Annotated in this window: 21 protein-coding genes and 3 tRNA genes; 12 read left to right on the forward strand and 12 right to left on the reverse strand. The window is 61.5% G+C overall.

All coding sequences use genetic code 11. From position 1 onward, the window contains the following. Positions 1-4: 4 nt before the first annotated feature. From C437_RS02785 to C437_RS21210, 4 genes are all read left to right on the forward strand, one after another. Positions 5-577, forward strand: a complete 573-nt coding sequence (locus C437_RS02785; RefSeq protein WP_004515356.1) for a hypothetical protein — start codon at positions 5-7, stop codon at positions 575-577. Further along, entirely contained in the window at positions 574-1,365 is a 792-nt protein-coding gene (locus C437_RS02790) for a hypothetical protein (protein ID WP_004515357.1), read from the forward strand. The genes C437_RS02785 and C437_RS02790 overlap by 4 nt, the downstream gene beginning before the upstream one ends. After that, on the forward strand, positions 1,358-2,533 hold the full coding sequence (locus C437_RS02795) for a hypothetical protein (RefSeq protein WP_004515358.1): 1,176 nt from the start codon (positions 1,358-1,360) through the stop codon (positions 2,531-2,533). Before C437_RS02790 ends, C437_RS02795 begins: the two co-directional genes overlap by 8 nt. Before the next feature lie 160 nt (positions 2,534-2,693). Continuing rightward, positions 2,694-3,074, forward strand: coding sequence for a hypothetical protein (locus C437_RS21210; RefSeq protein ID WP_004515359.1), 381 nt, complete (start codon positions 2,694-2,696; stop codon positions 3,072-3,074). Positions 3,075-3,087: 13 nt separating this feature from the next. Here the strand turns inward: C437_RS21210 and C437_RS20060 are convergent, their stop codons facing one another. The 7 genes from C437_RS20060 to C437_RS02825 all read right to left on the reverse strand — a co-directional run bounded on the left by C437_RS20060 (position 3,088) and on the right by C437_RS02825 (position 7,161). Continuing rightward, the gene (locus tag C437_RS20060) at positions 3,088-4,026 is read right to left on the reverse strand and encodes a hypothetical protein (protein WP_139175266.1); all 939 of its coding nucleotides are present in this window, start codon (positions 4,024-4,026) and stop codon (positions 3,088-3,090) included. A gap of 306 nt (positions 4,027-4,332) precedes the next feature. Continuing rightward, positions 4,333-6,096 (reverse strand): DUF7845 domain-containing protein, encoded by a 1,764-nt coding sequence (locus tag C437_RS02805; protein WP_139175268.1) that lies wholly within the window; start codon positions 6,094-6,096, stop codon positions 4,333-4,335. Between the two features lie 2 nt (positions 6,097-6,098). Then, complete coding sequence (locus C437_RS20440; protein WP_004515361.1) at positions 6,099-6,242, reverse strand: hypothetical protein; 144 nt, start codon at positions 6,240-6,242, stop codon at positions 6,099-6,101. Beyond that, the gene (locus C437_RS02810) at positions 6,239-6,436 is read right to left on the reverse strand and encodes a helix-turn-helix transcriptional regulator (RefSeq protein WP_004515362.1); all 198 of its coding nucleotides are present in this window, start codon (positions 6,434-6,436) and stop codon (positions 6,239-6,241) included. Before C437_RS02810 ends, C437_RS20440 begins: the two co-directional genes overlap by 4 nt. Beyond that, positions 6,433-6,663: a hypothetical protein gene (locus tag C437_RS02815; RefSeq protein WP_004515363.1), complete on the reverse strand. Its 231-nt coding sequence runs from the start codon at positions 6,661-6,663 to the stop codon at positions 6,433-6,435. The genes C437_RS02810 and C437_RS02815 overlap by 4 nt, the downstream gene beginning before the upstream one ends. A 172-nt stretch (positions 6,664-6,835) precedes the next feature. Beyond that, a tRNA-Ile gene (locus C437_RS02820) sits at positions 6,836-6,910 on the reverse strand. Positions 6,911-7,088: 178 nt separating this feature from the next. Continuing rightward, positions 7,089-7,161 (reverse strand) — tRNA-Asn (locus C437_RS02825). 95 nt (positions 7,162-7,256) lie between these two features. Between C437_RS02825 and cca the strand changes: the two genes are divergently transcribed. Continuing rightward, complete coding sequence (cca, locus tag C437_RS02830) at positions 7,257-8,657, forward strand: CCA tRNA nucleotidyltransferase (RefSeq protein WP_004515364.1); 1,401 nt, start codon at positions 7,257-7,259, stop codon at positions 8,655-8,657. On the opposite strand, the gene C437_RS02835 is transcribed toward cca, so the two are convergent. The 3 genes from C437_RS02835 to C437_RS02845 are packed head-to-tail and all read right to left on the reverse strand — an operon-like array spanning position 8,636 to position 11,609. Beyond that, a complete protein-coding gene (locus tag C437_RS02835) occupies positions 8,636-9,643 on the reverse strand; it encodes a histone deacetylase family protein (RefSeq protein WP_004515365.1) in 1,008 nt (335 codons plus the stop codon). The genes cca and C437_RS02835 overlap by 22 nt on opposite strands. Continuing rightward, a complete protein-coding gene (locus C437_RS02840; protein ID WP_004515366.1) occupies positions 9,644-10,081 on the reverse strand; it encodes a histone in 438 nt (145 codons plus the stop codon). A 55-nt stretch (positions 10,082-10,136) separates the two neighbouring features. Next, a complete protein-coding gene (locus C437_RS02845) occupies positions 10,137-11,609 on the reverse strand; it encodes a single-stranded DNA binding protein (protein WP_004515367.1) in 1,473 nt (490 codons plus the stop codon). Between the two features lie 798 nt (positions 11,610-12,407). On the opposite strand from C437_RS02845, the gene C437_RS02855 reads away from it, so the two are divergent. Both C437_RS02855 and C437_RS02860 read left to right on the forward strand, forming a co-directional pair. Further along, positions 12,408-12,480, forward strand: a tRNA-Arg gene (locus C437_RS02855). Positions 12,481-12,591: 111 nt separating this feature from the next. Further along, on the forward strand, positions 12,592-13,209 hold the full coding sequence (locus C437_RS02860) for a DUF309 domain-containing protein (RefSeq protein WP_004515369.1): 618 nt from the start codon (positions 12,592-12,594) through the stop codon (positions 13,207-13,209). Positions 13,210-13,236: 27 nt separating this feature from the next. Here C437_RS02860 and azf read toward each other — a convergent pair whose 3' ends face one another. Continuing rightward, on the reverse strand, positions 13,237-14,010 hold the full coding sequence (gene azf / locus C437_RS02865; RefSeq protein WP_004515370.1) for an NAD-dependent glucose-6-phosphate dehydrogenase Azf: 774 nt from the start codon (positions 14,008-14,010) through the stop codon (positions 13,237-13,239). Between the two features lie 74 nt (positions 14,011-14,084). On the opposite strand from azf, the gene C437_RS02870 reads away from it, so the two are divergent. The 3 genes from C437_RS02870 (at position 14,085) to C437_RS02880 (ending at position 16,159) form a co-directional block, all read left to right on the forward strand. Continuing rightward, the gene (locus tag C437_RS02870) at positions 14,085-14,432 is read left to right on the forward strand and encodes a dihydroneopterin aldolase family protein (RefSeq protein ID WP_004515371.1); all 348 of its coding nucleotides are present in this window, start codon (positions 14,085-14,087) and stop codon (positions 14,430-14,432) included. Between the two features lie 74 nt (positions 14,433-14,506). After that, entirely contained in the window at positions 14,507-15,613 is a 1,107-nt protein-coding gene (locus tag C437_RS02875) for a DUF7544 domain-containing protein (RefSeq protein ID WP_004515372.1), read from the forward strand. Between the two features lie 105 nt (positions 15,614-15,718). After that, on the forward strand, positions 15,719-16,159 hold the full coding sequence (locus C437_RS02880; RefSeq protein ID WP_004515373.1) for a DUF5790 family protein: 441 nt from the start codon (positions 15,719-15,721) through the stop codon (positions 16,157-16,159). Between the two features lie 152 nt (positions 16,160-16,311). Here C437_RS02880 and C437_RS02885 read toward each other — a convergent pair whose 3' ends face one another. Further along, positions 16,312-16,836 (reverse strand): DUF6789 family protein, encoded by a 525-nt coding sequence (locus tag C437_RS02885; RefSeq protein ID WP_004515374.1) that lies wholly within the window; start codon positions 16,834-16,836, stop codon positions 16,312-16,314. Between the two features lie 130 nt (positions 16,837-16,966). On the opposite strand from C437_RS02885, the gene coxB reads away from it, so the two are divergent. Together coxB and C437_RS02895 are read left to right on the forward strand one after the other, a co-directional pair. Continuing rightward, positions 16,967-17,734: a cytochrome c oxidase subunit II gene (gene coxB / locus C437_RS02890; RefSeq protein ID WP_241431625.1), complete on the forward strand. Its 768-nt coding sequence runs from the start codon at positions 16,967-16,969 to the stop codon at positions 17,732-17,734. Continuing rightward, positions 17,731-20,301: a cbb3-type cytochrome c oxidase subunit I gene (locus C437_RS02895; protein WP_004515376.1), complete on the forward strand. Its 2,571-nt coding sequence runs from the start codon at positions 17,731-17,733 to the stop codon at positions 20,299-20,301. Before coxB ends, C437_RS02895 begins: the two co-directional genes overlap by 4 nt. Positions 20,302-20,305 lie beyond the last annotated feature (4 nt).

Raw genomic sequence — 20,305 nt, forward strand, 5'->3', positions numbered from 1 at the left:
ACCCATGCGCTCCATTTTCTTCGCCGCGCTGCTCGTGGTCAGCCTCGGCTGCGTCAGCGCCCCGGCCGTCGCACAGTCCGCCGGCAATCAGCCGGCCGAAGTACCCAGCCCACAGCCCACGGCCCACAACTCGGAACAGACAGCCAACGCCACCGAAACCACCCGAATTGACGGGAACACCGAGATTGTCGCCTCGGAATACCGACCGGATGAGGGAGTGGCCCGCATCACCCTCCGGTCGAGCGCGGTCCAGACGGTGACGATCTCCGACGCCGGCCGCTTCCAAGAAGGCGGGAAAATTCCCGTCCGCACCGTCGCACTGCGCTCAGATGATACTGCCACTATCGAGATTCCCGTCACCGAGAAAGACGGCTACGTGGGTGTCGCCATTTCTACTGAGAACACCCCACTGTACGCCGAAATCGTCCAGCAGCCCTCTGGTGGTGGACTCGACATCCTCCGCGCACTCTCGTCGTTGCAGGCGTGGCTGGCCGGTGCTACTGTCGCGTTCATCTGGATGATCATAGCCGGCTACAACGTTATCCGCGGCGAGAGCGGCCGGCCGGAGGTAGCATGAATCCCGCACCGACCTTCCAAAACAACCGCGACCGACTCGTCTACCTGCTGGCTGAGTACAAATTGCTCATCGGCGGGATATTCGTCGGTGCAGCCGTACTGTTCGCCTACTACCAGCCACAGCTGCCCACACTACCGACATGGATTCCCGCTATTGCCGTCGGCTGGCTTGTCCTGGCAATCCCGTGTTATCTCGTCGGAGCGAAAATCGCCCGGTGGCTCCGCCGCCGGAACTGGGTCGAAGTCCATCACGTCAACGCCGTCGAGGACACCACCGAGAAGTACTACGTCCCGCCGGAACTCTGGCGCGAGAAAGAAATCGACGGCCCCGACCCCTACCCCGTCAACGGCGGCAGTGCGTGGGCCGTCCGCGAATACGAGTATCTGGAAGACATCGACCAGCTCCGCGTCGAGGGCGTCTGGCTCGAAGGCTGTCAGGATACGCAGCTGATGACCAGCAAGAAGCAGATGCAGGACATCCACGGGTGGCTCATCGACCGCGCCGAGGAACTGGCGGCCATTCGCGGTCGCTGGTCACGTGGTTCGGTCGAACTCCAGCAGAAGCTCGTCACGGCCGAAGCCGAGGCGAACGAGCGCGGCCAAATGATCCAGAAGACCGCGGCGAAGGACACCTTCGGCGATCTCATCGAAGACGGCGAAGACTTCGAAGACGCCCCAACGATCCACGACCTCACCGACGCACCCGACCCCACGGCAGACGCCGCTGTGGGCGATGGGCCGGCAGTCCCGACCGATCACAACCAAGACCCGCAGATGAACGATGACTGACGACAGCACCGACCTCTACACGCCCGCACAGTTCCGCGAGTATCAGGACGGCTACGGACAGCGTGACCCCGAGGAAGTACACGCACACGCCGGTATCGTCCGCGATGAGAAGCTATCTCGCTACCTCTCGATTCTGGAAACGCACTACGATCCGCAGCGCTGTGACCGCCCGGAGAAGATGCCCGGCCAGGCCAAAGACCTCCGGCACGTCCGTGACATCATCCGTATCGAAGGGACCGAAACCGCCCGTCGAGCGATGGCAAATGGCGATATGCAATCGCTCAAGCAATTCACCGGCGATGCCGGCCAGCGGGCTGATATCTCCGGTATCAAAGCCATCGACCAGCTCCGGGCACAGATGACCGGCCCCGCGCCGATGTTCTACCAGTGGGCCGAACCCGGCACGGGGAAATCGAACTTCGCCTGTCTACTCGGCCAACTCTGGAAAGAACAGCAGGGTTCAGACGCGCTGGTGGCTTCGAACATCCGAACGCTCGAAGAGACTGACGAGTGGACGGACAAGCAGGGAGATCGTCGCGACGGCTGGCTCGCCAACTACGGCGAACTGAACGAGTGGCTCAAACAGGACGGCGACCCAATGCACAACGAGCAGTCGCCGAAACTGTTCATCTTCGACGAGGCCAGCAGTAACGCTGGTGGCGGTGGGAAGGACGGCTACGATACGAAACAGAAGCTCGGACCACTCACGTACAAGATCCGGAAGTACGGCGGCTCACTCATCGTCATCGGTCACGACGGCCGAGACGTGCATCCGCTGGTTCGGGAACTCGCCGTCTGTGTCCACAAAGAAGGCCTGAAAGAGGCCACCTTCTACGAGGATGTGAAGGGACGGAAGGGCGTGAACCCGATCTTCTCGGTGTCGGGAATCCCCGAGACGGACTGGCGCTACGACGATAAGGAACCGACTACGTGGTCCTGGTCCAGCGGCGAGGAAGACGGCGATGAAGTGGACCCGGCGGACCTCTCGCGGAAACTCGCGATCTACACGGTCATCACGGCGAAGGAGGCCGACCCGGACAGACCAAACCACGAGATTGCTGATTTCGTCCCGTACAGCGCCGAATGGGTCCGACAGCGCTGGAACGAGTACGAACACGACGGCAAGCATCGAAACGTGGTTGGTGAAGTGACGGAGCTAACCGCATGACAGCGGCAGGATACACAGAAACCAACAACAACCAACCCCCCGGCGTACCCTCCCTATTGGCCCATAGCCGTCACTCGCTATCGCTCGCTTCGATAGCCATGGGCAACGCCCGAAAACAGGCCGGAGGTGTATCTATATATGACGCACGCGAGGTGCGCAAATGAGTCGAAGCCACAAGGCCAATCACTACGGCACGCTCGTCGAGCGGAAAGCCGCCGAGCGGTACAACCTCGAATTAGATCGGTGCAGCTGGCACGACGCGAAGCGACCGGATGGAACGCCGGTCGAAATCAAGTCCGCGATGCACTGCCACGCAGACGGGCAGCCCGGTACATTCAAACTCTATGATCAGTACCACGAGAAGCTACGTGCCGCGAACGGATGGTATGTTTTTGGTGTGTATCGGGTTCGTGGGCAAGGTGTAGAGATACTGGAGTGGGAGATACGTCACTCCTCGCGGCTACCGAGGTTAGACTGGCATGGAGGCGGACGGCATCGACAAGCAATGCAATCAAAGATCCACATAAATAACATACTCTAATACTAGGTTTAATTCACTCCAATTTTCTGAGTTTATATATTACAAATCCCATACACAATGCAACTAATGTTCCAAATAAAACTAGAATATGTCTGATAAATACTACACCGAAATCAGTGACATTGTTGATAAAAGCCAGAGCAGCTGATAGCCCAATTGCTCCAAAGAGCGTTCCAATCCAAGATCCGAAAGACCGCCAGTTATTGAAATGCCTATCCAGCTTTTTTTCATCGCCATCAATAGTGATTGGTTGAGACCAAATTAGAGTGGTAAACGACAGGATACCACCTTGTAAAAATAGTAGTGTGTAAAATGAGGGATGCGCATTCCCCCATTGCGAGATCGCTTGTCCGCTGGAGTTGTAATAGTAGATATTTGGATGTATATTGAATATCAATATCATACCCATAAAATAGACGATCAACACGGTGAGGAATAACATGAGGGATATCTGTAAATTACTCAACAATATGGATTGATACCGGAGATATCTAGCAGCAAAAACAGCAGACAGAATCGTGATAGCTAAAATAAATGTGTATGGTAATGCAACAATTGGACCAATTAGAGGGACGGTGAACTGGACCTGCTGAGCGAGATAGTTACTGGGATTTCCATACGTCCATCCAAATTGGCTTGAACTGGCTGTTGAATTACTTTCACTTTGCAACTCAGAGGTTGCTTTTGTTGTGTTATTGGGTAAGTTGTCGAATGATAGATCATCATATGTATTCACTGGACTATTATGTGCCATCAAAACAGTATTTGACACAAGGATAGTTGTAGCTAATAAAATACCAATAGCTAAAATTAAACAAAGGGTTGCTGTCATGCCTATTTTTTCAAAACAACCATTATTGTCTGTTTCATGGATATTTTCCGCGAAGGACTGCCATCTCTGTTCCCAGTCACCCGTCTGATCCACTTTTGATTGGTCGTCTGAATTTGCCAAGATCTTTTCCTCCGCAGTAGATGATTGGTTATTGATGATTCTTTTCGATAACAAAGCTTCTGGTTAAGATATAGCCTCTAGATGATTTGCGTAGCTACGCGGTGTATTTTGGAAAGGTGGCCTTAGCCACACGACTAAGGGGAACCCGGAAGCTCGCTTTCCGGGTTCCCCTTGGTCGCGCGGCTGGGTGACGTGACCAGCGGGAACGAACCCAGCCGCGCGACACGCGATTTTCGGGAGAAAAACGCACAGTGTTGCCGCTAAAACAGTGTGAGAGACAGTGATGCCTCTATCCAGGGGGCGGGGCTACCCGCCGCGCCACTCGTCGGCCGGCGGACAGCCGGCCGCTTTCCACGCCTCGAAGTCGAACCCGTCGCGGGCCTTCTCTGCGGCGCGTTCCTGCCGTCGGTAGTCACCTGACCGGTAGGCCGTCCGGAACGCCTTCGACAGGTCACGGAACCGCTCACGGCCGCCGTCAGCCATCTCAACGATCACGTGGATGCCGTAGGTGTTGTCTTCGACACACTGCGTGTACGCCGTTTGAATCTCACGCAGGATGTTCCGCGCTTCCTCGAAGTCAGCCGGCGTGTAGCCCACCTTCAACAGCTTCCGGCAGTCGTCAGCGTCCGTCTCCGTGATAGCGTACTCGCGACGAACCCGAGCCCATCGCGACCGGGCACGTTCCTCCGCGGCGTCGGCCAGTTCCATCGCGGCGCTGCCGATCTCCTGTTCGAACCGATCACCGGCGGCGCGAACTCGCTTCAGGAGTTCCTGCTGGATCTTCTTCGAGGACAGTTCCAGTTCGCCGTAGGTGTGTTCGATCAGCCCTTCCATCCGGTCGATCACTGTCCGGATCGTCCGGTACGTGTAGCCCGTCCGCTCGGCTGCCGCCTGGGGCGAGACCTTCCCGCCGTCGGTCAGCAACAGCTCCGTCACGTCACGGTCTGCGGCGGTCATGTCGCCCCACAGCTGCATCACGCGGTGTTCCTGGTCGTCTTCGATCTTCGGCAGCGGACACTGCACGAACTTCCGCGCTTCCGTCGTATCCCGTACGTCCCAGAACGGATCAAAGTCGACGAACACACTGCTGTCGGCGCTGGTCGCAAGCCCACACCAGTCCAGGCAGTTCAAGATCGTCTCTTCCAGCTCGCGCCGGGCGTCGTCGAGGTCGTCCCATCGTACGGTCTCCTCGGTCCGGCTGGTCTGGTAGGCGACTTCGAACTTCGGGTGGTACATCGGATGATCCGGTTCGTAGTTCTTCGGGTGGTTCGGGTAGTAGTGCTTGAGTTCCTTCCCCAGCCCATGCCCACGGACCAACTGGTCGGCCTTCTCGTCTTCCACCGTCGCGGTGACGTAGTAGCCCGGCAGTTTCGTGTTGTCTTCGACGTGCTTCCGGTAGCCCGACCGGTCACCCTGAATCAGCGTGTGACACCGCGCTATCGGACCGTCTGGCGCGTACAGCGGCCCGCTGTCTTCCCGGTACAGTCGGACGTAGTACGCGAGGTCGCTGATGTGGCTGTCCGGGTGTGGCTGGTCGAAGTACCGCGCTGCAATCCCGTAGGCATCCATCACGCGCTTGACCAGCGTCAGATACTCTTCGTGGGGCAGGTTCGACGCCTGCACCTGCACGTCGATGTACGGCGCGCCGTAGTCCGGCACAGACACGGGTTCGCCGTCCGACGTGAGGTTCGGCCACCGTGGGCGGACGGTAATCGTTCCACCCTTCACGCGCTTGTCCCGATCTGCCCGCTTCCCCTCGTAGGTGGGCGAGTTCTTCGCGACGAAATAGAACTGGAACTCACGGACGTTCTGGATCTGGAACTCGGGATTGTCCCACGCATCCAGGCCGCTCTCAGAGTAGTCGAAGCAGGTGGCCCACGTTTCGCCGTTGAACTCGATGTCTCTAGTCGGCTTCCCTTCGGTTTCCCAGCGGTCGCCCCACTCCTTGATGAGCGAATCCATCGCGTAGTAGGGCTTCAGCCCATAGTCTGGCACGCCAGGGTCGGGATGCACGCCAATCGTAAAGCGCACGTCGCCCTCATGAGGGGCGCACTTGAGATGCCGCGACATCCCTACCTCCCGCCCTCTATCTCCGCGACGGCCTGCTCGACTTCCGCCTGACTCTCCGCGAGTGGCTGGTGCTTTGTCCAGTCGAACTGAAGGGGTTCACCTGCTTCTACGTCGTACAGTTCTGAGGCCCGAACGAACCCTCTCACGCGCTGGTCACCTCGATTTTCTCGCGGGCTCGCCGAAGCAGATTCCCGACTGTACCGGGTGCGCGGTCGGTCTTCCGGGCGTACTCACGGGGCCCATACTGGCCCATGCCCACAGCTTCGAACACCTCGCGTTCGGCGTCAGTCAGCGGCGACAGGTCCGGTTCGTAGTCGAAGAGCGACGACTGCGGACTCACCGCCAGTCACCTCCGAAACACTCCGGGTTCCCACAGAGTTTGTAGTGGGGCCGATACGCGGCGATAGGAACGTCCGTGAACTCAGCGTCACTGCGGTACTCGGCTTCGGGACAGGCGGGTTGTGGCTCGTCAGCGTCCTGATCGAGGCGATGGAGCGTGTCCGCGTACTGCGAACGGTTCCGTACGCCCTTCTCAGGGAGCGTAGCGGGCGCTGACGCCTTACTCATCGTTCGCACCTCCGAATCGCAAAACCGCCAGACAGCGGCGACCCCCAACAAGAGGCTTGTTGAACTCAGGTTTCAGCGGGGGTGTTCGAGAGCGGCGGAAACGCGGATTACCGCACTCTCGTGTACCTGATGCTGCCGAACTGTTTCGGTCACGGAACGGGCAGAAGCGGGATGGGCCCTGCCGGATTTGAACCAGCGCTCAATCGGTTATGAGCCGATCGCTTTAACCAGACTAAGCTAAGGGCCCTCAGAATGGTGTTGATGAGTCCGCATCTTTAGCCTGTCGGGTTGGAGTGGTGGGATTCGGAGAGACGAACAGGTCGATGCAAAGAGTCATGCATCGCTTGTATGTTCACCATCCAGCAACCGGAAAAGCCGACAGCAGCAGAGTCTCAGTGCTTGTCGGTTTGTGAGTGAAAGAACGACGCCACCGCCAGGGCTCGAACCTGGGACAACCTGGGTAACAACCAGGTGCTCTACCAACTGAGCTACGGCGGCGCGAACGCATTCAGTCATTGCCAGAGTTGGTAATTAGGGCTTTCGTTTCCAGTCGGCATCGACACGCTTTCACGCACTTGTGCGCAAGCGGCAGTATGAGCGATGAGTTGGATGTCGTCGTCGATGCGGTGCGAGCGCGGGTCTCGCCCACTGACGACGAACGAGCGCAGTTACAGCGGGTCGCCAACGCGGTGATGGCCGACGCCGAAGCAGCCATCGCCAATCTTCCGGTCGAAGCGGACGTGGTGCAAGTCGGCTCGACGGCACGAGGGACGTGGACCGCTGGGGACCGAGACGTGGATGTGTTCGTCTGCTTTCCGCCGTCTCTGGACCGCGAGCAGTTAGAAGAGTACGGGCTGGACGTCGGGCACGATGTCCTCCCCGATGGGCGCGAGGAGTACGCCGAGCATCCCTATGTCGTCGGAGAGCGCGAGGGATACGCCGTTGACCTCGTGCCCTGTTATGCGGTCGAGGACGCCACCGAAATCCAGTCCGCGGTCGACCGGACGCCGTTTCACACCAGATATCTACAGGCGCGACTGGACGACGACAGCGCGGGCGAGGTCCGGGTGGCAAAGCAGTTCCTGAAAGGCATCGGCGTCTACGGGAGCGACCTCCGAACGCGTGGGTTCTCGGGCTATCTGACGGAACTACTGGTGCTTGAGTACGGCGGCTTCCGGGCGTTCGTCGAGGCAGTCGCAGACTGGCACCCGCCGGTTCGGCTGGACCCTGAGGACCACGGAACCGAGACGTTTGACGACCCGCTGGTCGTCATCGACCCGACGGACCCGGAGCGCAACGTCGCGGCGGTGCTGTCCGTCGCAAACGTCGCCACGCTCCAGCATCACGCCCGGGACCTCCTTGCCGAGCCGCGGGCGTCGCTGTTCACCAAAGATGACCCGGACCCGTTTACCACAGCAGACATCGAGGCCGCGGTGTCACGGCGCGGGACAACGCCGGTCGCGCTTCGCTTTGCGGCCCCGGATGTCGTAGACGACCAGCTCTGGCCACAGCTCCGGAAGTCCCTCAGCGGGCTCTGCAGCGAGCTCGACCGACGGGGGTTCGAGATTCTGCGGTCGGCCGCGTTCGTCGAGACCGACAGCCGTGGGGAGGAAACGCTGGACAGGGAGAGTCAGGAACGGGACGCCGTCCTGCTGCTCGAATTTGCCGTCGCCGAGCGGCCGGCCGTCGAGCGCCACGAGGGGCCGCCGGTGCACGTCCGCGAGCACGCGAGCGGGTTCTTCCAGAAGTACGACGACGACCCCGAGGTGGCCGGCCCCTTCATCGACGACGACCGCTACGTCGTCGAGCGGCCACGGGCGGTCACTACAGCTACTGGGTTCCTGTCGAGTGATGCCGTCTTCGACGTGGGACTCGGGCCGCAAATCGAGTCGGCACTTGAGAGCGGGTACGAAGTACTGGTCGGCACAGACATCGCAACGCTTGCCGACGGCTTCGGCACCGATCTGGCGAGCTACTTCGCGCCGAAGCCCTGATCCGCGAGGGCATCGAGAACATCGCGGGCGTCGTCGCTGACATCGTCGTCCGGTTCCATCGGCTGGTAGCCGTCAAAGACCTCGTGAACGGTCGTAACCGAGTCTGAGAGCGTATCAAGCCCGTAGCCGCCTTCGAGAATGATTCCCAACGCGGCGTCACAGGCGTCGGTGAGTGAGCGCATCCGGTCGGTCATCGCACCGTACCCTTCCGTCGAGACGCGCATCCGTGAGATGGGGTCGTGTTCGTGCGCGTCGAAGCCGGCGCTGATGAGCAACAGGTCGGGGTCGTAGTCCTCGATCGCCGGCGCGATGCACTCGTCGATTGCGGCGAGGTAGTCGACGGTGTCAGCGCCGGGCTTGTACTTCACGTTGAGGTTCGTGCCGTCGGCGTCGCCCGTGCCGGTCTCCGAAATGTCGCCGGTACCGGGGTAGAGCCCGTCCTCGTGTATCGAGGCGTAGAACACGTCTGACCGGTCGTAGAAGATATCCTGTGTGCCGTTCCCGTGGTGGACGTCCCAGTCGAAGATGGCGACGCGGTCTGCGTCGGTTTCGAGAGCCGCCTGTGCCGCGACGGCCGCGTTGTTGATGAAACAGAAGCCCATGGCGTCGTCACCCACGGCGTGATGGCCGGGCGGTCGGCCGAGGGAGAACGGCGTGTCGCGGCCGGAGTTGCCATCGAGCGCCGCTTCCGCCGCCCAGACGGCGAGGCCGGCCGAGGCAAGCGCGGCGTCCCACGTCTCCTCGACCGCGACGGTGTCGGCGTCCCAGTTCCCGCCGCCGTCGTCACAGAACTCGCGGAACTCCGAGATGTAGTCGGTGTCGTGGACCTCGCGCACGAGGTCGATGTCGGCGTCATCGGCGGCGACGTACTCGACACCGTGGTTCTCTTTAAGCGCGCGCCGTATCGCTCGAAGTCTGTCGGGACTCTCCGGATGTCGCGGCCCGGTGTCGTGGTCCAGACAGACCTCGCGGTAGCCGAAGTTCATTCAGTAGTACTGGGCGAGTTCGAAGTACGTTTCGACGTCAGCTGCCTTGATAGTCCGACGGTCAGCGTGACGAGCCAACGTGGCAGCCGCAGCGGCCGTGTCGTCGGCATACGTTTCAAGCAGCGACGCGAGCGCGACGCGAGCATCCATGGCGACGCGGTAGTCGTCGTCGATGTCGAGCCGTGCGATGCGGTCGACCGGCGCGACGGGGAGTTCGAGGCCGTCCTTCTCCGGGACCTGCTCGATACCGAAGTCGGCCGGCATCAGCGTCTTTCGGCCGTCCGTGGTGGCCTCCGTGGCTGCCGTGACGGCAAGCGAAGCGCCGTGGTCCTGTATTCGACGAGCCAGTTCCTCCGCAGCGTCGGCACTCACCCGGAGCCCGTCCGCGTTCCGCCGAATGACCGCATCCACCGGTGCGAACGGTAGCTCGACACTCATACCCAAACCCGGGAGTGTTGCGGTCTTAAGAGTTTCCGTAGCGTCGCTCGGCGACTCAGAACACGTCCTCAGCGTGGAGCCGGTCGTCGCGGAGTTCGCCACGGACCGTTATCTCCTGTCCTAACTGCACGCGCTCGCCGGTTTCGACGCTCATCGTCTGCTCGCCGTCGTCGAGTACGACCGGGTCGCCGGTCTGGACGACGGTGCCGGTGAACTCCATCTGCTGGCCGGTGCTCTGCGCGCCGCCGTCCGGCGACGTGTTGCCGGTGCCAGCGCTGACTGCGGCCGCGTCGTCGCCACTGCTGTCAGCGTCTGTGCCAGCGTCGTCCCCACCGTCGCCGAAGGAGGAGAGGCCGGCGTGTTCGGCGTCGGTCGTCTCGGCGCTGGCTCCCCCACCTACGCCACCAGTCGCCAAGTCCGCACCGTCGTCGAGCACGACAATCGTCGAGTTCCAGCTCGCCGACGCTTCCTTGTCGTCCTGCCAGCCGTCCTGTATTTCGACGTCGGCCGCGAGGACCTCATCACCCGGTGCGATGTCCTTGTCCGCCTTGTCGCCCCACAGCGCCACGCGGATGTCGCCCGTCGCGTCCTGAATGCGGACGTTCCGGACCTGTCCCTCGCTGCCGTCGTCCCGGTCAAACGTCCGCTTGGGGTCGGCCGAGCGGACGACGCCGGCGATGTCAACCGTTTCTTCGAGTGCAACCTCCGCAATCGGGTCGGCATCGGGCTCGAAGGCCACGTCGTCTTCCACTTCGTCGACGGCCCCTTGATCGCCGACGTGGAGTTCTAGCGAGCCATCCCGCTCCCGGACGTACCCGTCGATAATCTCGACGGCTGCACCGGAATCGAGTTCTTCGGCGCGGTCAGCGCGGTCGTCCCACAGCGTCACCCGGATGCGCCCCGTCTCGTCGCCGAGCGTAAGGTTCGAGACGCGGCCCTCGCTGCCGTCGTCGCGGTCGAAGGTCCGAATCGTGTCGGTATCGAGCACAAGCCCGCGCAACGTCACGTCGGACTGGCCCATCGTCAGCGCGTCGATGGACGAGCCAGCGCCCGGCTCCACGTCGATTGTGGCGTCCTCGTCCGGCTCTGCCTTGTCGACGGACACCTCTAGCCCGTTGTAGCCGTCCTTCGGTCGTCCCTTGACGCGGAGCACGTCGCCGACTTCCAGTTGTCCCTCGTCGATGTCGACGGCCTGGCCGTCCCAGAAAGCGAGCCTGACGCTGCCGCTCTCGTCGGCAGCCTCGACGTTGATGACCCGCCCATCCTCGTCCTCGTCGTCGCGTTCGAATGTCTTCAGGTCGCCGACGGCCATCACCTTGGCGAGGAACTTCACCTCGTTCATTCCGGGTTCGATATCGGCGATGGCGTTGACCTCGTTCTCGTTGAGTTCGTGGGCCAACAGCATCGCGGCCGTCTCCTCGTCGGCGAGCCCACCCATCTGCTCGACCTTCTCCTCGACGGCCTCCCGGAATTCCTCCTCGGAGACGTCCGTCTCTAAGTCCTCGTAAATGTCCTCTATCGCACCCATCTATCTATGGGACGCTGGGCTGGGGCGCGCTTAAGCGTTGTCGTTGGGCGAGCGAGCGGCCGCTGTCGGTCGATTTCGGGGGTCTTCCGTCCATTGCTCGATGGTGGTCATGCGATGGGATATAAATCCTCGTCGACTGGTCCGGGGGTAGACGCCACCATTCCACCACGGTGACAGCAGCACAAGGAGCCGTTAGCGTATCGCTGTTGTTACACTGCTCCGACCGTCACCAGTGTCGTGAGAAACGACCACTGTGCCCGGGAGTCCGTTCGCAAACGTCACTGTAGCCCGGTAGTCGATTTCCATAATCGCTTGCGTACACATATCACCAGCATCTGTCTGCTGCTTTGTTCCAACGCTAATGCGCAGTTCATCGGACGCAGAATCATACGCTGCCTCTGTCATTTCGGCCGTTTTACACCCGTCAGCCCCCCAGATAGTGCCTTCGACGACAACCTGATTGCCGTCGAAAGCCACTGTTGCTGAACTCGTCTGTGACCCGGACTGCCGCCTGGTAACACTGAATGTCGCTTCGCTCACACTCGGGGCTTCACTCGCACCCCCTGTGGATGTTTCCCCGTTACCGGGAGCATCATCAAAGCAGCCGGCAAGCGCTATCGAGCAGCCAAGACCACCGTATTGGAGGAGTCGTCGCCGTTTCATATCCGCCCAAATGTATTTCAGTTGAAATGGATTTTCGGTCACTCAAACCAGCGTTGTAGCGACGTGTGCCGACACGTCGCGTGACGGCACACGAATCGTCACCCTTTTTAGGTGCACCACCCTCTCTCGATATGAGTCCGGATAGGGTAGTGGACTATCCTCTTGGCTTGCGGAGCCAGGGACCGGAGTTCAAATCTCCGTCCGGACGTTTCTGTCGACACCTAACCGCGAGCGACAGCGAGCGGCAGTAAACGGCCGCGGTGGCGAAACGCTGCACAGACGCCGATGTGGTTTTCTGGCTACGAATGCAACCCAGCGTGTGCGCGACCATCTCCGTGCCGGCATCGCAGTGTACAACGACGGTCGCTACCACGCCGCTCACGACGCGTGGGAGGAGTACTGGCTGGACCTTGAAGCGGGAGACGACGAGCGGTTCCTGCACGGCCTCATCCAGTTCACCGCGGTCGTCCACCACGCCCGCGAGGAAAACTGGTCGGGTGCACAGGGATTGGCCGAAAGCGCAACAGAGTATCTTGAGGGCCTGTCCGACCCGTATCACGGCGTGGCACTAGACGAGGTTCGGTCGTTTCTCGTGGCGACAGCGTCGGACCCACACCACGCAGCAGTGGACCCGCCGGCGTTGACCCACGACGGCGAAGCCATTGACTACAACACGCTGGATTTCGACGCCACCGCCATTGCCGCCGAGGTGCTGGCGGAGGCCGGCCAGTACGACGCGGCGGTCATCGCCGACGCGGTTGACCGAGCCCGGAGTGAACTGGCGGGCGACGGCGGCTCACAGTTCGTCGGGATGGTGTTCTCCTTCGTGCGCGAGCGCGAGCAGCGGCCCGTCGTCTACCAGCGACTCCGAGACCACGTCGAACTGGAACAACAGAAAGACGACGACGTTCGAGGGTTGTTCGGCGAGTCCGAGTGACGGGCGACGTTGAGGGGAGAGTGGCTGTTACGGCTCCGGTTCGGCGACGCGCTCTTCGCCGTCGAAGTGCGCGGAGTTGTCCCGCGGCTCGTAGCCAAGCACCTCTTTGGCGCGCTCGATGGAGTAGTACTTGCGGTCGTTGTCGGAGATGCCGTAGACGATCTCGTACTCGTAGTCGGCCTGCAGCGCGCAGTCGTGGATGTGGGCACAGTCTCGGTACGAGAGCCACATCGCCTGCCCACGCTCGTAGTCGATTGGCGGGTGGCCACGCGTGAGGTTGCCGATGCGGATGTTGCAGATGGAAAGTCCGTACTCGTCGTGATAATAGCGGCCCAGCACCTCGCCGGTGGCTTTCGAGACGCCGTAGAGGTTGCCGGGACGGGGGAGTTCCGTCCCGTCGAGGCGATACTGGTCGTCCGGGCGGTACATCTCGGGCGTGCGCTCGTCCGTTTCGAAGGAGCCGACGGCGTGGTTCGAGGACGCGAAGATGAACGTCTCGACGCCCTCGTCGACGGCGGCTTCGTACATCTTCTGGGTGCCGTCGATGTTGTTTTCGAGGACGGAGTCCCAGGGGGCTTCCGGCCGAGGGTCGCCCGCCAGGTGGATGACGGCGCCGACGCCGTCCATCGCCGCGGCCACGTCGCCCTCGCTCGATACGTCCCCGACGAGGTACTCGTGGTCGGGCTCCTCGGCGGGTGGGCTGTGGAACATGAGTTTCCACTCGTAGGCGTCCTCGAGGCCTTCGAGGATAGCCGCCCCGACAGCGCCGCCAGCGCCGGTGAGCAGAACCGGGTCGTCCATTCGTATGAGACGATACGTCGCACGCAATAGGTAGCTTGCGGTTCGCTTTTGTGTCGCCCAGCCGGACCGATTGTATGGAACCCACAGCTCCGCAGGAGGCGTGTTTCGAAGCGGGCGTCAAGTTCGGGTCGCTGTATCACCAGTTTGCAGGGACACCAATCAGCCCCGACAGCGCCGATTCGCTCGCGGCGGCGATGGAGGAGGCCATAGAGAACCAGCCGTTCTGTGAGGCGGTCACCGTCAGCGTCCGCATGGGGGTACTCGAAGACGCTATTGCCGAGGGCGGAGCGGATTATACGGAACTCACCGGGCGGTTCATCGATGTCGAGATGCGCATCGAATACGAGGGAGTCACAGTCGAGACGAGCATGGCGATGGAAGACGGGTACCCGCTGATGCAGGTCGACGCGGTGCGAGACTGAAATAGCCAGAGAGCGGCCTGAATCCCTGGCACAGCCCCGAAAATTTTACCAGAGGGGGCTGTGAGACTTCCGACATGGCCCTCCACGCAGTCGACGATATCGACGATGCAATCGACGCGACCAAGTCGTTTCTGTTCCCGTTCGAGAAATGGACGTGGCTCCGGATGGCGTTCGTCGTGTTCTTCATCGGTGGTGGCGGTGTCGGACTGAACAACGTCCAGTCGTTCAGCAACCTCGGTGATTTCGGCGGGAACGGTGGACCGAGCGGCCCCGGCGGCCCGGGGAGCGACTTCCAGCTTGCTGCGCCACTCGAAAGCGTGGCGTCCCTGCCGGGGAACCTCGCCTTGCAAGTCTCAGGGCCCGGTGTCCCGTCCGGCGCGCCGGACGAGCTACTCGCTGGGGCCGGGCTCCTCGTGCTCGCCGTTGTCGGCCTTTTGATTCTGCTCGCACTCGCGTATGGCATCCTGAGCAACTTCATGGAGTTCGTGTTGACGCAGGCGCTTATCGACAGGGAGATTCACGTCCGGCAGTATTTCAACGAGCACGTCGGGAACGGGATACGGCTGTTCCTCTTCCGGCTTGCGCTTGGCGTTATCTGGCTCGGCATCGCACTCGTAATCGGTGCGGCCGTGTTCTTCCTGGCGCTCGGTGGAGAAGCCGCGAACGTCGGGGCATCAAGCATTCTCGCGCTCTCAGGGCTGGTCATCGCCGTGTTCGCAGTGTTTGCGATCAGCTACGGGATCGTCTTCGGCTTCACGACGGTGTTTGTCGTCCCGCTGATGACGGCAGATAATGACGGCGTTCTCTCCGGTTGGGCGCGGCTTTGGGGCTCCATCAAAAGCCAGCCGAAACAGTACCTCGCCTACCTGTTTTTCTCTATCGTCCTCCAGATCGGTGTCGGTATCGTCGGTGCGATTCTCAGGATTATCGCGTTCATCGTCGTCGCGATTCCGGTCGGACTCGGTGCGTTTGCGCTGTATCTTGCCCTGCAGAACACTATCGGGATCGCCTTGGCCGGCGTTCTCGGCCTACTGGGCGGGCTGGTTTTCCTCGTCCTCAGCGCGCTGATTCAGGTGCCGCTGACGACGTTCCTGCGGTACTACGCGATGCTTGTGCTGGGAGACATCGACGCCGACATGGACCCGATTCCAGAGGTGCGCTCGGATATCCGGACCAAGTAATCACAACGGCTTTTCGGTTTCAGGATTGGCCGGGCGGTCGCGTCCTGCGGTTTCACTTTCACTTTCAGGCGGGCTTTTAATCCCTCACCACACCAATTGTTCTGTATGAGTCAGTCAAGTCTGGACGACGACGAACTGTTCGGCGAGGCGGCAAACGAGATGCGAACCGATGTCGAGGAATCGCTCTCGAAGGCCCGCGACGCGCTCCCCGAAGCCGATTCAGTCTGGGACGTGGAGGCCGACAACACGCTTGGCGTGCTGAACTCGCTCAAGACGGCACTCGACGTGGGCGACGCCGAAGACCACCTCCGCGACGCGAAAAAGTGGTACACGATGGGTGAGCGCGCCGACGCTTTCGAGGACGCCGATGACCTCGCTGAGGAAATCGAGACCATCGCGGACCTCATCGACGACGTCGACGACGCCCGTGAGCAGGTCGGTGACCTCACAGCGACGATTCCACAACTCCGCAGCACGCTCGAAGAGTTCGAGGGCGAAGACGGGGCGGACACAGAGGCGGACGCCGACGCGGAAGCGGAAGCCTGAGTTTCCGAGCGGAGCGCGCCACACCCCGTGAACAGCGCTTAGCCCGTGCGTCGTCCAGCGGCTTTTTATCCATCAGTATCACATCGTAATCGGACCCGATACGGCGGGAGTCGCGACGCCGTTCTCTCAATAGAACACGGCGATAAGCCGTCTCAGACGATTGAATCCGGCCGCGTCGAGAAGTAGTGAAACACCGCGCCGAGGCCGATCCCGTAGACGACGTGAGCCACGAGCGTCAGCACCGCGTACAGCACAAGCGCCAGTCCGGACTGGCCGGTGTAGAAGGCCAACACGAACCCGGTCCACATCGCGGCGCCGAAGAAGGCCCCGCTGATGTGGTCCGACTGGCCCGGGAGGTACGCCTTCAGTGAGGCGAACAGCAGCGGCCACGGGAACATCCCGCCACCGAGGAAGATGAAGAATCCAAACAGTACCTCGGGGACGTAGCCGGTCAGACCCACGAGTTCGGTGAGGATGGCGAAGTCGTCGAGGCTGAACGCGCCCAGCGACTGCGCGATGAGGAAGACGACCGACATCATCGCCGTCCCGACCAAACCGCCGGCGGCACCGACGACGCCATCAGCGAGAATCCCAGCCAAGCTATCGAACTCTTCGACCTCTGTGAGGCCGTCGTCGTTGACCGGCGGGTCCTCGACGCCGGGTGACGTGTCTTCCATGGTGTGCCGTAACATACCAATAAATAAAAAACTTCCCGCACACGTTTGGGTCCCGAAGTATATATGTCATAAATCCGTCCCCAATACCTATTACAGGGTGGGAAGAATCATGAAGATAATGGCGGAACCCATGGTAGTATATACCGCGGCTGTGTTCCCCTTGCATGGCGGCGACGTGCGCGCACCCAGTGCGGTGTTCGACCAGATATTCGAGGTGTTCCTGCTTCTGGGGACGGCCGTCGGGGTTGTCGTCGTGGCCTACACGATGTACCACGCGCTCAAGTATCGCGACGACGGCGGCGGAACGGACCCGTACGCCGACAAGGTTGAGCGGCCGCAGATGGGCGAGATGCCGACCGGCGGTTCGGGCGGGCGGAAGGTGTTCTACTCGTTCAGCATCAGCGCTATCATCGTCGTCTCGCTCATCGCCTGGACGTACTCGCAACTGCTGTACATCGAGGAGGGGCCCGATCCGGCACAGGAGGAGGCACTGGAGATCGACGTCGAGGGCTACCGCTTCGGCTGGGACTTCATCTACCCGAACGGGCACACGACCAACACGCTCTACGTGCCACAGGACCGGGTGGTCAGATTACAGGTGACCGCGACGGACGTGTTCCACAACTTCGGCATCCCGGAGTTACGGGTCAAGACCGACGCCGTCCCGGGCCAATACACGTCGGCCTGGTTCACGGCCAACGAAACGGGGACCTACGCCGCCAAGTGCTACGAGCTGTGTGGCAGCGGCCATTCGCTGATGACGACGGATGTGGTTGTGATGCCACAGGACGAGTACGAGGAGTGGTATGCGGAGACGAACGGGACAGCGGCGAGCGGCAACGAGACGGACAAGCGAATCGCGCCTGAGGCGACTGCCCTCGGAGGTGTCCCGGCATGAGCCAGGAACACGAACACGGGCTACCGCCCAAATCATCTGTCAGCCGGTGGTTTCTCACGACCAATCACAAGGACATCGGCGTCCTGTATCTGATTACCGCGCTGTTTTTCCTCGTCTTCGGCGGCGTCCTCGCCCTGCTGTTCCGTCTCGAACTGATCTCCCCAGGCGCTGACCTGCTGGGGTCGATGGGATACAATCAGGCGGTGTCGACCCACGGCCTGCTGATGGTGTTCTGGTTCATCTCGCCGTTTGCCTTCGGCTTCGCGAACTACCTCGTCCCGCTGCAGATCGGCGCGGACGACCTCGCCTTCCCGCGGCTGAACGCCCTGTCGTACTGGCTGTACCTGTTCTCGGGTATCCTGATGGGCGTCTCTTTCTTCCAGGGGACCACCTTCGCGGGCGGGTGGACGATGTACGCCCCGCTGAACACGCCGGCGTACATCCCCGGCGAGGGACTTGGCGCGACTTCGGTCGTCCTGGCGCTCATCATGTTCACCGCCGCCGTGACGCTGGGGTCGGTGAACTTCCTGACGACGATGTATCGCATGCGCGCCGAAGGGCTCCGGATGCGGGATATCCCCATCTTCTCGCTGTCGATCAACCTCACCGTCTGGATGATGCTGTTCGCGTTCGCGGCCCTGCTCGCGGCGCTGATGATACTCGCCTCCGACCACATCCTCGGGACGACCTACTTCCAGTACTCAATCGACGGGACGACGATGGCGACCGACGCGGACAATCCGGGTGCATCGCTGTTGTGGGCCCATCTGTTCTGGTTCTTCGGCCATCCGGAGGTGTACATCGTCTTCTTCCCCGCGTTGGGCGTGATGGCCGAGTGCTTCCAGACCTTCACCGGCCGGCGGCTGGTCGGCCGTAAGTGGTTCATCATCTCGATGGTGCTGGTGGCGCTCCAGAGCTTCGTCGTCTGGATGCACCACATGTTCCTGACCGGCATCAACCTCCCCATCAAGACCATCTTCATGGCGACGACCATCGGGATATCGCTGCCCTTCGACCTGATGGTGTTCTCACTCATCTACACGATGGCGAAGGGGCGAGTCCGGTTTACCACGCCGTTCCTGTTCTCGCTGGGCGCGCTCATCCTGTTCATCATCGGCGGCATCACCGGCGTGTTCCTCGGCGCAATCGTGCTCGACTACCAGTTCCGCGGGACCTACTGGGTCGTCGCCCACTTCCACTACGTGATGGTCGCGGGCGCGACAGCCCTCTTTGGCGGCCTCTACTACTGGTATCCCAAGATAACGGGGAAGATGTACAACGAGACGCTGGGGAAGATACAGTTCGGCGTCTACTTCCTCGGATTCAATCTGCTGTACTTCCCGATGTTCATCGCCTGGGAGACGCCGCGGCGAGTGTTCGTCTACCCCGACGGCCTGCAGATCTGGCACTCGATGGCGACCGTCGGCGGGTTCATTCTCGGTGCGAGCTTCCTCCTCATGTTCTACAATCTCTTCGTGAGCCTCTGGCGCGGTGAAGACGTCGGCCCAAACCCCTGGGAGTACGCCACCTCCGCCGAGTGGGCCGTCTCCTCGCCGCCGTCGCTGGAGAACTTCCCCGGCGTGCCGAGCTACGCCACCGGCAAACTGGAGTTCCTCGACGACGAGACGGTGGCCGAGCGGACCGAACGTACGCCCGGGGCCGCAGCCCACGGCCACGCAGCGACCGACGGCGGCACCGCGACGGACGGCGGTGCAGTAACGGCGAGAACTGCGGTGACAGCCACCGCGATGGAGACGGCCCACGAAGTCGGCGGCGAGGACCACGCCAGCCACGCCAGTTTCTGGCCGTTCCTCGTCAGCCTCGGCGGGTTCATCGCCTTCCTCGGGCTCTCGGGCGTGCGAACGGGAAGCGTGTTCTACCTGTCGATAGCGGCTGTCGGCAGCCTAACGATGTTCGGCTCGCTCGTCGGGATGACCCGCGAGCCGTTCCACGCGCCGGAGATGGCCATCGCCGAGCGATGGCCCTTCTCCGAGGTCGAGAAGATGAAACTCGGGATGTGGACGTTCCTCGCCAGCGACATCGTCCTGTTCGGGGCGTTCATCGGCTCGTATGCCTTCGTCAGAGTGGCGTACGGCTGGACGGCCTGGCACCACGACCTCATCCCCGCCGAGCACGTGACGATGCCCGGCCTCATCAACACGTACCTGTTGCTCACGTCGAGTTTCCTCGTCGTGCTGGCGATGGTCGCCGCCGAACGGGAGAGCAAACGGGGGACCGTCGCGGCGCTGGTCGGGACGTTTGCGCTCGGCGTCGGCTTCCTCATCAACAAGGGAATCGAGTGGAACCACCTGTTCCACATCAGCACAGAGACGTTCCCGAACGGCTGGAACCTCTCGACGAACATCGCGTCGTCGACGTTCTACCTGACGACTGGGCTGCACGGGGCTCACGTCATCATCGGGCTCATCATCTGTGCGTACATGACCGTCAGGGCCTGGAACGGGGCCTACCAGGGCGACGACAGAGCCATCGAGTACTTCGGCCTGTACTGGCACTTCGTCGACATCGTCTGGCTGTTCCTGTTCCCCCTCTTCTACATCCTCTAGAACA

The sequence above is a fragment of the Haloarcula vallismortis ATCC 29715 genome (genome assembly GCF_000337775.1).
In the GTDB taxonomy this organism is placed as follows: Archaea; Halobacteriota; Halobacteria; order Halobacteriales; family Haloarculaceae; genus Haloarcula; species Haloarcula vallismortis.

What these genes read in the sequence shown, in the direction of transcription:
- C437_RS02785 (WP_004515356.1), top strand. Translation starts at nt 5, where the DNA reads ATGCGCTCCATTTTCTTCGCCGCGCTGCTCGTGGTCAGCCTCGGCTGC.
- C437_RS02790 (WP_004515357.1), top strand. Translation starts at nt 574, where the DNA reads ATGAATCCCGCACCGACCTTCCAAAACAACCGCGACCGACTCGTCTAC.
- C437_RS02795 (WP_004515358.1), top strand. Translation starts at nt 1,358, where the DNA reads ATGACTGACGACAGCACCGACCTCTACACGCCCGCACAGTTCCGCGAG.
- C437_RS21210 (WP_004515359.1), top strand. Translation starts at nt 2,694, where the DNA reads ATGAGTCGAAGCCACAAGGCCAATCACTACGGCACGCTCGTCGAGCGG.
- C437_RS02805 (WP_139175268.1), bottom strand. Translation starts at nt 6,096, where the DNA reads ATGTCGCGGCATCTCAAGTGCGCCCCTCATGAGGGCGACGTGCGCTTT.
- C437_RS02815 (WP_004515363.1), bottom strand. Translation starts at nt 6,663, where the DNA reads ATGAGTAAGGCGTCAGCGCCCGCTACGCTCCCTGAGAAGGGCGTACGG.
- cca (WP_004515364.1), top strand. Translation starts at nt 7,257, where the DNA reads ATGAGCGATGAGTTGGATGTCGTCGTCGATGCGGTGCGAGCGCGGGTC.
- C437_RS02835 (WP_004515365.1), bottom strand. Translation starts at nt 9,643, where the DNA reads ATGAACTTCGGCTACCGCGAGGTCTGTCTGGACCACGACACCGGGCCG.
- C437_RS02840 (WP_004515366.1), bottom strand. Translation starts at nt 10,081, where the DNA reads ATGAGTGTCGAGCTACCGTTCGCACCGGTGGATGCGGTCATTCGGCGG.
- C437_RS02845 (WP_004515367.1), bottom strand. Translation starts at nt 11,609, where the DNA reads ATGGGTGCGATAGAGGACATTTACGAGGACTTAGAGACGGACGTCTCC.
- azf (WP_004515370.1), bottom strand. Translation starts at nt 14,010, where the DNA reads ATGGACGACCCGGTTCTGCTCACCGGCGCTGGCGGCGCTGTCGGGGCG.
- C437_RS02870 (WP_004515371.1), top strand. Translation starts at nt 14,085, where the DNA reads ATGGAACCCACAGCTCCGCAGGAGGCGTGTTTCGAAGCGGGCGTCAAG.
- C437_RS02875 (WP_004515372.1), top strand. Translation starts at nt 14,507, where the DNA reads ATGGCCCTCCACGCAGTCGACGATATCGACGATGCAATCGACGCGACC.
- C437_RS02880 (WP_004515373.1), top strand. Translation starts at nt 15,719, where the DNA reads ATGAGTCAGTCAAGTCTGGACGACGACGAACTGTTCGGCGAGGCGGCA.
- C437_RS02885 (WP_004515374.1), bottom strand. Translation starts at nt 16,836, where the DNA reads ATGGAAGACACGTCACCCGGCGTCGAGGACCCGCCGGTCAACGACGAC.
- coxB (WP_241431625.1), top strand. Translation starts at nt 16,967, where the DNA reads ATGGTAGTATATACCGCGGCTGTGTTCCCCTTGCATGGCGGCGACGTG.
- C437_RS02895 (WP_004515376.1), top strand. Translation starts at nt 17,731, where the DNA reads ATGAGCCAGGAACACGAACACGGGCTACCGCCCAAATCATCTGTCAGC.